The following is a 9,695-nucleotide window of genomic DNA, read 5'->3' as shown; positions in this document are numbered from 1 at the left end:
AATATCCATAAATCATAATAAACAGTTTAAATGAGAGTAGGGGTAACGATGAAATATGTTAGTATTCGAAAAAAACTACTGTTCACACTCTTAAGCATTTCTTCTTTATTTAGCATTGCTCTTATAGTTATTCTTTCATTCGCCATGAATCAAGCAAGTGAAATCGAAACGTTAAAAAATGATGTATCAAAAAGAGCGACGATTTTAAAAGAACGTGGCGATTGGTTCCAAGCACAAGTTGCTGGTTTACAAGAATATTTACTATCACATGATCAAAAAGGATTAGATAAGTTCAACCGAGAAGGGAAAAAATTAGCTGATACTAGAGAGAAAGTAACAAGTGACAAGAAGCTCCCAGAAGGAATGAAAGAAGCTATTTTAATGGGGGGAAAATGGCGTAGCGTCATAGATAATGAGGTACTACCTCTTGCTCGTGAAGGAAAATGGGACGAAGCATCCAAAATTGCTTTAGCACAAACAGATTATGTAAATGATCTTTTAGATCGTTTTAATAAATATACAAATGAAGAGAATGAGAAACGTGACGCATTAATTGCTGACGTCGAGTCTTCTTCATCACTTATTCAATATATTATTTTCTTCTCACTCATTACATGTACATTAACGTCTATTTTATTAGCATGGTGGTTCTCTGGTAAACTCGTTAAACCAATTCGACAAATTGATGAGAAGTTAAAAAAATTAGCTTCTCAAGATGGAGATTTAACGGCTAGATTACACGTAACAAGTAAAGATGAAATAGGTGACATTGCAAATTCCTTTAATCAAATGCTCACTAACTTACAGCATATAATAAAACAAGTTCAACAAACATCAACAAGTGTAAAAGAAGCTTCCGAAAATGTATTTATCGAAACGACTGCTTCTATGGAAAATACCGCAAGGACCCAAGAAACTATGAATGCTCTTGAACACAATATTCGTTCACAAGTTTCTAGCATTGAAGAAAGTTCAACTGCAATGGATGACATGGCAACAAGTGTTCAGCGTATCGCTGAGTCCGCCTCTTCTGTTACTAGTTTAGCTGTCACAACTTCAGAAAAAGCAGATGATGGGAATAAAGTCATTGAGAAATCTATTACACAAATGCACACAATTAACGAAGCTGTTAACGCTACATCACAAGTAGTTGAGCGACTCATTACACATACAAATCATATCGATACTGCACTTCAATCTATTTCGAATATCGCCGAGCAAACAAATTTACTCGCTTTAAATGCTTCTATTGAAGCAGCTCGTGCTGGTGAACATGGAAAAGGATTCGCTGTTGTTGCTGATGAGGTTCGAAAACTTGCTGAACAATCTCAACTAGCCGCAACTGACATTAACCATTTACTGCATCAAATTCAAGCCGATACTAAAATAGCAAATGACATGATGACACAAGGTCAAGCAGAAGCTTCTGAAGGAATTACTGTTATTCGTACTGCCGGATCTTCATTCTCAGAAATTGTTAACCACATTAACAAAGTCTCTACGCAAATGCAAGAAATGTCTGCAACTGCTGAAGAGATGGCTGCAAGCTCTGAAGAAATGAACGCAGCTTTAAATAATATCGCCTCTATTTCAAACGAAGTTGCTGCAGAAACATTACAAACAGCACATTCAGCTGGTGATCAAGTAAACAAAATGAGTATCGTGGCTAACAAATCATCTGAAATGAAAACAATCGTACAAGAACTTGAAGTTCTCGTCTCTCATTTCAAAACAAACGCTTAAAGTGAACCTTTCGCTTGTAATGACACAAGCCCAAAGGTATAGGAAAGAAAATTTTACAGTCTCTCTTTTTTCAATTTAAAATATCTCTTTCTATCTCTCATTCCGTCTGCTATAATTCCTAAAGGAAATAAGAAAGCTTTATTCCAACTGGAGTAAAGCTTTCTTTCAATTTTTTACATTTATTAATTCTAATACTAAGATTTCACAAAGGAGGCTTTTAATTATATGAATTTTGTAAGTATCAGAAAAAAACTTATGTTCATGATGGGAACGATTTGCGCTTTATTTGGCATCGCCTTAGCTTTTATTTTATTTTTTGCTATTGACCAATCTCGTAAAGCTGAAACATTACAAAAAGAAATTTCTCCACTGGCAACAGAATTGAAAGAACGTGGAGACGCTTATCAAGTACAGCTATCTGCTTTAAGGGGTTATTTACTACAACATGATCAAGTCGAATTAGACAAGTTTAATGAGATGAGTAAACGTCTTGAGGATTCAAAAGATAAACTTCTTTCTAATCCAAATCTTCCTTCGTCCGTAAAAAGTACAATGGAATTAGGGTCTACTTGGAGAAAGTTCGTTGAAGAAAAAGTATTCACTCTTGCAAAAGAACAAAAATGGGAAGAAGCTTTACAAGTAGCTTCTTCAGAAAACGGAACGGTCTATAAAGTAATTGGTGACTTCACAAATTACAGTAATGAACAAGCTAAATTACGTGAACAATCTATTGAACAAATTGATCAATCTTCACTAGGAATTGAATATGCAGTCTTTCTATCACTTGTTATTTGTATTGTCGTTGCAATTATTCTTGCATGGTGGTTCTCTGGTAAACTTGTGAAACCAATTCAACAAATTGATACAAAACTAAAAGAATTAGCCTCTCAAGAAGGTGACTTAACGGCACGTCTACAAGTAAATAGCAACGATGAAATCAGTGCTATCGCAACATCATTTAATAAAATGTTAGAAAACCTACAACATATCATTAATCGCGTTCAAAAAACATCAGTGGAAGTACAAACCGCTTCTGAAAATATGCTAGAAAAAACGAATACATCACGTGAGGCGACATTAAGAGTCCAAAGCTCGATGTCCAACTTAAATGCAAGTATTCAATCACAAACTTCTAGTATGGAAGAAAGTTCAACTGCAATGGACGATATGGCAGTAAGTGTTCAGCGTATTGCTGAATCTGCTTCATCTGTAGCGGAACTTGCTGTTGCCACATCTGAACATGCTAGCGATGGAAGTACCGTTATCCAAAAATCTGTTTCACAAATGACAACAATACACGAAGCTGTAAATGCTACGTCAGAAGTGGTTGAACGTCTAATCACTCATACGAAATATATTGATACTGCTGTACAATCTATTTCTAATATTGCTGAGCAAACAAACTTACTTGCTTTAAATGCTTCTATTGAGGCTGCTCGTGCTGGCGAGCAAGGAAAAGGATTTGCTGTCGTAGCTGACGAAGTTCGAAAACTTGCTGAACAATCTAAAACAGCTGCAACAGACATTAATCAATTACTACATCAAATTCAAAATGATACAGAAACTGCTAGCTCTATGATGTCTCAAGGCCGTTCTGAAGCATTTGAAGGTATCAATGTTATTCGTGAAGCTGGTACTTCTTTCACAACAATTGTGGAACAAGTAAATAAAGTATCTACTCAAATGCAAGATATATCAGCAACTGCTGAAGAAATGGCTGCAAGTGCTGAAGAAATGAATGCTTCACTTAATAACATCGCTTCTATCTCTACTGAAGTATCCAGCGAAACTACCGCAACGGCACAATCTGCTGAACAGAAAGTTATCGTTATGAATGAAATGACAGTAACTGCTAGAAAAATGAAACAAACAGTTGAAGAGTTAGATCAGCTCGTATCTCATTTTAAAACAGAATAGATGTTCAAAAAATATCCCTCTTGCGAAGAGGGATATTTTTTTGAGCTCATTTCCTGCACATTATGCTCATTTCCGTTATAATGAGAATCGATATCATTAAAGTGTAGGAGGGGCTGCTTATGTCACAAGAAGCATTTGAAAATAAATTACTTGCCAATTTAGAAGCTGTTATTGACCCTGAACTAGGTGTTGATATCGTTAATCTTGGATTAGTTTATGATGTTACAGCAGATGAAAATAATAATGCTGTCATTACGATGACTATGACTTCTATCGGTTGTCCAATGGCTGGGCAAATCGTATCAGACGTTAAAAAAGTATTATCAACAAACATACCTGAAGTTAATGAAATAGAAGTAAATGTCGTTTGGAATCCACCGTGGTCGAAAGAACGTATGTCACGTATGGCGAAAATCGCATTAGGTATTCGCGACTAAATAAAGTGGAAATTTCATCATTTGCGGATAGCGGGATAAAGAAAAGACCTGACTAGGATGTCAGGTCTTTTCTCTTATTATTTTACACCTACTGCATCATAAGCTTTCGTTACAGCTTGTACAGCTTTAGAGTTTTTACCGTATAAATCTTCAGCTGACTGAAGTGCCGCTTGACGCATCATTTTGAAGTCAGAGTTTGCAGTTAAATATTTCGTAAGAGCACGGTAGTAAATTTTTTCTGTCGCTTCACGGCCCACTCCAGTTACTTTCACGCCGTAATGATCCCCGCCTTCAGAAACTAAATAAGCAGCTTTATTATTAATACTACTGTTAATATGAACGCCGCCATTATCAGCTGTTCCAGTGTAACGTTTACTATAGTGATCTGGGTAACCTTCACTTGGTTTTAATGGGTTTGGAATAGACGCTGGGTCTTTAAGAGAGCGAAGCGCATCACCAGGTTTATCAGGTGTATAAATATCAGCACCTAAATCCCAGCTCTTCTTCTCAACCATAACACCCATAATATCAGATAACGATTCATTTAACGCCCCTGACTCATTTTTGTAAACAAGGTTTGCTGTATGTTCAGTTACAGCATGCGTTAATTCGTGACCGATAACATCAAGTCCAGCAGATAATGGAATGAAAGTTTTTCCATCTCCATCACCATACATCATTTGCACACCATTCCAAGCTGCGTTATTCCAAGCTGTACCTACGTGAACAGTTGAAATAAGCTTCGCACCTTTATCATCGAAAGAGTTACGATTAAATGTCTTTTTGTAGTAATCATATACTTTCCCTGCATTTACATGCGCATCAACTGCAGCTTTATCTTCGAAGAACTTAGATTTACTTTCAACTTCTTCTCCTGTATATCCAAGCCATTGTGAGAATAAATTAAACCAGTTCTCGTCCATATTTTCTGCATCAAATGTATGAATGCCTTGTCCTCGTTTACCATCAAACAAGTTAAATTGTCCTGTTTTCGTATCTTGAGCAATTTCAAATGATTGTCTAGCACCTAATACTCCGTAACCAAATCCAGTAATGTTATCTACAGCGTTATATTTCTCAATAACATTTCCATTCGTTGCATCAACAAAATAATGCCAATATCCTGGAGCTGGTTTTGAAATCGATGCCTTAACTAAGTATGCAAGGTAGTAATTACCGTCCTTTTCATATACAAACAAATCTTTTTTCACACCGTCATAACTCTTTACTTTACCAATTTCTTTCTCAATATCTGCCTTTGCAATCGTTTCTGCTTGTTCCGCAGTAATGCTTGCAGCTGCAGGAATATTTTTATCATCTAAATTCGGAATAACTTGTCCGAAGAATGCTTTTACATTATTCTCTTTATCAAGTGTAACAGTTTGATCAGAACCGTACACAGGAATGTTATTATGTTTCTCAACTAGCTTCACATGTGTCGTATCAGATTCAGCGTCTTTTTCTTCCCCAACGATATTAAAATGCTTTTCAATATTTCCTGCTAATTTAAACATATCTTTCTTACTCTCTAAGTATTGAAAGACTGTCTCTTTTTTATCTAGTCCTTCCGGTGCTTTCCATTCTTCACCTATGTATGCAGGTGTTTTAAATTCTTGATGATATTGAATTTTTTGTTCTTCCGCTTTCGTTGTCGTTGCCCCAAACGCTCCAAATCCCCCGGCGATAACAGTTAACGCTAATGCTGATGAAATGACTTGCTTTTTCACTATAACATTCCCCATTCCCATAAAGATTTTTGACACTTTTATACAATTCTTATTTTCCCAGCCGATACCTCTACCGAAAATTTGAGAAACATTTTTCAGACAATTCTAATCAAAAAAAGAGGACATCTATCGGATGTCCTCTTTTCTATAAACCTTTTATTGTTTTTTCAATTCAATTGCTAAATAGTGTGATTGCTCTTTCGCTTGAATGTGAATATCTTCTTCTACAGATTCTGCTGCATCCCGCATAACAAACGTTTCACCATTTATTACACTGCTTCCTTCAATTTGTACAAGGTACAATTGACGGCCTTCTTTCACTGGAAAATGAATTTCTTTTCCAGCCTCTAATGATAAAGAATATAAATTCGCATCTTGGTGAATTTGAATTGGTGCATTTCCTTCTACTGAAGATACCATATGGAACCATTCATCTTCACGCTTGCTCCAATCAAATTTAAACTCACCATAGTTTGGTTTATGATCTGCGCGGTCTGGTAAAATCCAAATTTGTAATAAACGCAGCGTTTCATCGCCTAAATTATGCTCGCTATGAAATACACCCGTGCCAGCACTCATATATTGAACATGTCCACGCTCAATCGTTCCGCGATTTCCCATGCTGTCTTCATGTGTTAAAGCACCATCTACAACGTAAGAAATAATCTCCATATCACGGTGCGGATGCATATCAAAACCAGTTTGCGCCGCTACTAGATCATCATTAATAACACGTAACGCTCCGAAGTTCATTTTATTTGGATTGTAGTAATTGGCAAAAGAAAAATGAAAATGTGTATTTAACCAACCATGATTTGCTCTGCCCATATTTTTATGATCAACTTTTCTAAACATATCCTTCACCTCATACTATCTCGAATTCGAGATTTATTTTAAAATTTTTTCTTACTGTAACTTTTTTAATAGTGTTAATAACTGCTTTTGTTCCTCTATATTTAAATTATGAAACTTCTCTGCTTGGAACGTTTCTTGAGGTGGGACGATTTCCTCATATAAAGCTCTTCCCTTTTCTGTTAAAGAAATATATTTCGTAGTACCCTCTTGTTCACGCAAAATCCACTCAAGCTGCTCCATTTTATTTAAAAGCTGCGTTACATTTCCTTTCGTAACAAATAGCTTATTTCCAAGTTCTTGCTGCGTTAAACGATCATGTCCTCCAACTTGAGCTAACACATCAAACTGGGCGGCAGATATATTCCATTTTTTCAAATGCTGATTCGTCTCACGAATACTCTTATTATAAAAGCGTGACAAACGAAACCATAATAGTAGCCCTAGTCTATCTTCTGTTTTCATTTCATCACCTCGCTCGTTTCATATCATTAGTTTAGAACTAAACTTAATAAAAGTCAAATACTTATTTTTAATAAGCATAAAAAGCACAGCGCTATTTCTCCACTATGCTTTACATTAACTTTCTACTCTTATATTCATCCAATTTCCTCTCCGCGAACTTCCTCGCATCTTTTTCAATCCACCGCTCTTCGTACCGTTCACTTCCCACATACAATATATCTCTCTTATGCTGCATCGCATGGCGGAATTCATGCAGTAGCGTTTTGAGAACTTGATCATACTCTTCCCACATACAAACGAAAATTAATTGCTTTTCTTTATGATAAAAACCACCTACTGGGAATAGGAACTCTTCTTCCTCTTCCCCTAATGATAGAAGCACATCATTTGCATCACACGTATCACAAAAAATAACGGGCGTTTTACATACTTCAATAAGAGAAAACAAATCCTCTCTCAACTTTTTGACATCCCAAGGAAGCTCCGAATCCAACACATACCAATTCTCTACCTGTTGATATACATTTTGAAACTGGAGTTCCATTTCTCTTTATTCCCCTTTCCAAGCACCCTTTTTCTATATGTATGCCACAATATGGTAAATATTAAACGTATTCTTTCATCCTTGAAAAAATGCCAATAAAAAAGGAATCTACGTCGACATAGATTCCTTTTCTGTAATCACTTTTTTTTCATCATTTTTTTTAATACAAAATAACCAATTGCACAAACAATAGCAGCAAGTGCAAAGTATTTCACATATGGCCCCGCAACTTTATTAATACTTTCCCACTCTGTTCCTAATTTAAAACCTAAATATACAAACACAATTGACCACGGAATAACAGCTAATGTAGTTAGCGTAATAAACTTAGCATGTGACATTTTCGCAATACCCGCTGGTATCGAAATAGCATGACGCACAACCGGAATAAAACGTGCGGTAAAGATAACGCCAGTTCCATAACGATTAAACCAATCTTCAGCATAATCAATATGTTTCTTCTGAATTAAAATATATTTTCCATATCGCTCAAGAACAGGTCTTCCTCCATATCGACCAATCCAATAAATGAATAGTTGTGCAATTACACCACCAATTGTACCGAACGCGACAGCGCCCCAAAATGTAATGCTTCCTGTTGATACTAAATAGCCTGCATAAGACAATACGATTTCACTTGGAATAACCTCTAGCATTAATCCAAGCATAATTCCCCAATAACCAAGTCCTTCTAAAAAAACTAAAACCGAATGAATCAACTCTCCTAACATCATGTACCTCTCTTTACTGTTTTCATCACCAAAATAAAAGTACAAGCAGGAAATATCTTGTACTTTTATTTTTTTAATTTAGTTAGTCTTCGTATCCCACTTAAAGATTTTATTTAAGAATTTATATACATTCTTCGACTCTTTTGTCAGAAGTGGGCCTAAAATGGATAGTATAAGCACGTATAGTGCTGAGAATGGTTTCAGTACTGACATTAAACCACCGGCGATACCGATATTAGCCATAATGATGGAGAACTCTCCTCTTGAAACGATTGTTAATCCGATATTTGTTGATGCTTTATGAGATAATCCAGCTTGTCTTCCTGCAATCATTCCTGCTACAAAGTTACCGATTATCGTAAGAAGGACAGCACCTAACGTTAACCATATCGCTCCGCCTAATGAGAACGGATCAATACTTAACCCGAAGCTGAAGAAGAAAATAGCTCCGAAAAAGTCTCTAAATGGAACAACAAGATGTTCAATTCGGTCACTATGCTCTGTCTCAGAGAAAACTAATCCTAGAAGAAGTGCTCCAATTGCTTCTGCAACGTGAATTGTTTCTGAAAAACCAGCAATGAAGAATAACGAAGCAAATACTACAATAATAAAGATTTCATCTGAGCTAATATTGAGCAATTTATTTAATAACGGCGTAGCCTTTCTAGCTACTATAAAGAATAGAAGCATATATCCTAGAGCAATTCCAATTGAAGTAAGGGCACCTAAGAAGGAAGCGTGATCTCCAAGTACTAAACCAGAAACAACTGATAAATATACAGCAAGGAATATATCTTCAAACATAATAATTCCTAAAATTAATTCGGTTTCATTATTACCAGTTCTTCTTAAGTCCACTAACACTTTAGCAACGATAGCGCTAGAAGAAATCGTAATAATACCCGCAATAATTAAGATTTCTAGTAATGGGAATCCCATTATAAATCCGTATAACAAACCAAGTGAAAAGTTAATTAAAATATAAATCGTTCCGCCAATCGCAATAGAGCGTCCAGATTTAATTAGTTTTTTCATTGAAAATTCTAATCCTAGATAGAATAGAAGGAATAGAACCCCAATTCGTCCAAGGAAGGAAATTACACTTGCACTTTCAATAAATTTGAGATCGATAACACCTATTGTCGGTGCATGCGGTCCTACTAACATTCCAAGAACGATTAGAAAAGGAATTACTGAGAATTTAAATTTTCCAGCAATTACTGCTGCAATTGCCACTAAAACTAAAGCTGTACCAACTTCAAAAATTAACGTATCCATC

9 protein-coding genes are annotated in these 9,695 nt (G+C 35.8%); 3 read left to right on the top strand and 6 right to left on the bottom strand.

Translation table 11 applies throughout. The features are described 5' to 3' along the window. Positions 1–48: 48 nt before the first annotated feature. From ACQGSG_RS15345 to ACQGSG_RS15335, 3 genes are all read left to right on the top strand, one after another. Positions 49–1,743, top strand: coding sequence for a methyl-accepting chemotaxis protein (locus tag ACQGSG_RS15345; RefSeq protein WP_426947585.1), 1,695 nt, complete (start codon positions 49–51; stop codon positions 1,741–1,743). A gap of 225 nt (positions 1,744–1,968) precedes the next feature. After that, a complete protein-coding gene (locus tag ACQGSG_RS15340) occupies positions 1,969–3,660 on the top strand; it encodes a methyl-accepting chemotaxis protein (protein WP_325842566.1) in 1,692 nt (563 codons plus the stop codon). A gap of 119 nt (positions 3,661–3,779) precedes the next feature. Next, positions 3,780–4,097: a metal-sulfur cluster assembly factor gene (locus ACQGSG_RS15335; RefSeq protein WP_214631740.1), complete on the top strand. Its 318-nt coding sequence runs from the start codon at positions 3,780–3,782 to the stop codon at positions 4,095–4,097. A 77-nt stretch (positions 4,098–4,174) separates the two neighbouring features. On the opposite strand, the gene ACQGSG_RS15330 is transcribed toward ACQGSG_RS15335, so the two are convergent. The 6 genes from ACQGSG_RS15330 to ACQGSG_RS15305 form a co-directional block, all read right to left on the bottom strand. Further along, on the bottom strand, positions 4,175–5,824 hold the full coding sequence (locus ACQGSG_RS15330; RefSeq protein WP_000745121.1) for a M4 family metallopeptidase: 1,650 nt from the start codon (positions 5,822–5,824) through the stop codon (positions 4,175–4,177). Positions 5,825–5,980: 156 nt separating this feature from the next. Then, complete coding sequence (locus tag ACQGSG_RS15325) at positions 5,981–6,679, bottom strand: pirin family protein (protein WP_000488922.1); 699 nt, start codon at positions 6,677–6,679, stop codon at positions 5,981–5,983. A gap of 51 nt (positions 6,680–6,730) precedes the next feature. Beyond that, complete coding sequence (locus tag ACQGSG_RS15320) at positions 6,731–7,141, bottom strand: MarR family winged helix-turn-helix transcriptional regulator (protein WP_000845465.1); 411 nt, start codon at positions 7,139–7,141, stop codon at positions 6,731–6,733. Positions 7,142–7,250: 109 nt separating this feature from the next. Continuing rightward, positions 7,251–7,685: a DUF3920 family protein gene (locus ACQGSG_RS15315; protein WP_000422800.1), complete on the bottom strand. Its 435-nt coding sequence runs from the start codon at positions 7,683–7,685 to the stop codon at positions 7,251–7,253. Positions 7,686–7,822: 137 nt separating this feature from the next. Further along, positions 7,823–8,416, bottom strand: coding sequence for a DedA family protein (locus tag ACQGSG_RS15310; protein ID WP_000900214.1), 594 nt, complete (start codon positions 8,414–8,416; stop codon positions 7,823–7,825). Positions 8,417–8,494: 78 nt separating this feature from the next. Further along, complete coding sequence (locus ACQGSG_RS15305; protein WP_000380223.1) at positions 8,495–9,694, bottom strand: cation:proton antiporter; 1,200 nt, start codon at positions 9,692–9,694, stop codon at positions 8,495–8,497. Position 9,695: the final 1 nt, after the last annotated feature.

The sequence above is a fragment of the Bacillus sp. GMa5/1 genome, from assembly GCF_050172015.1.
Lineage (GTDB): Bacteria > Bacillota > Bacilli > Bacillales > Bacillaceae_G > Bacillus_A > Bacillus_A cereus.
Note: the sequence above shows the minus strand (reverse complement) of the source record. Positions and strands in the feature narration are given on the sequence as shown.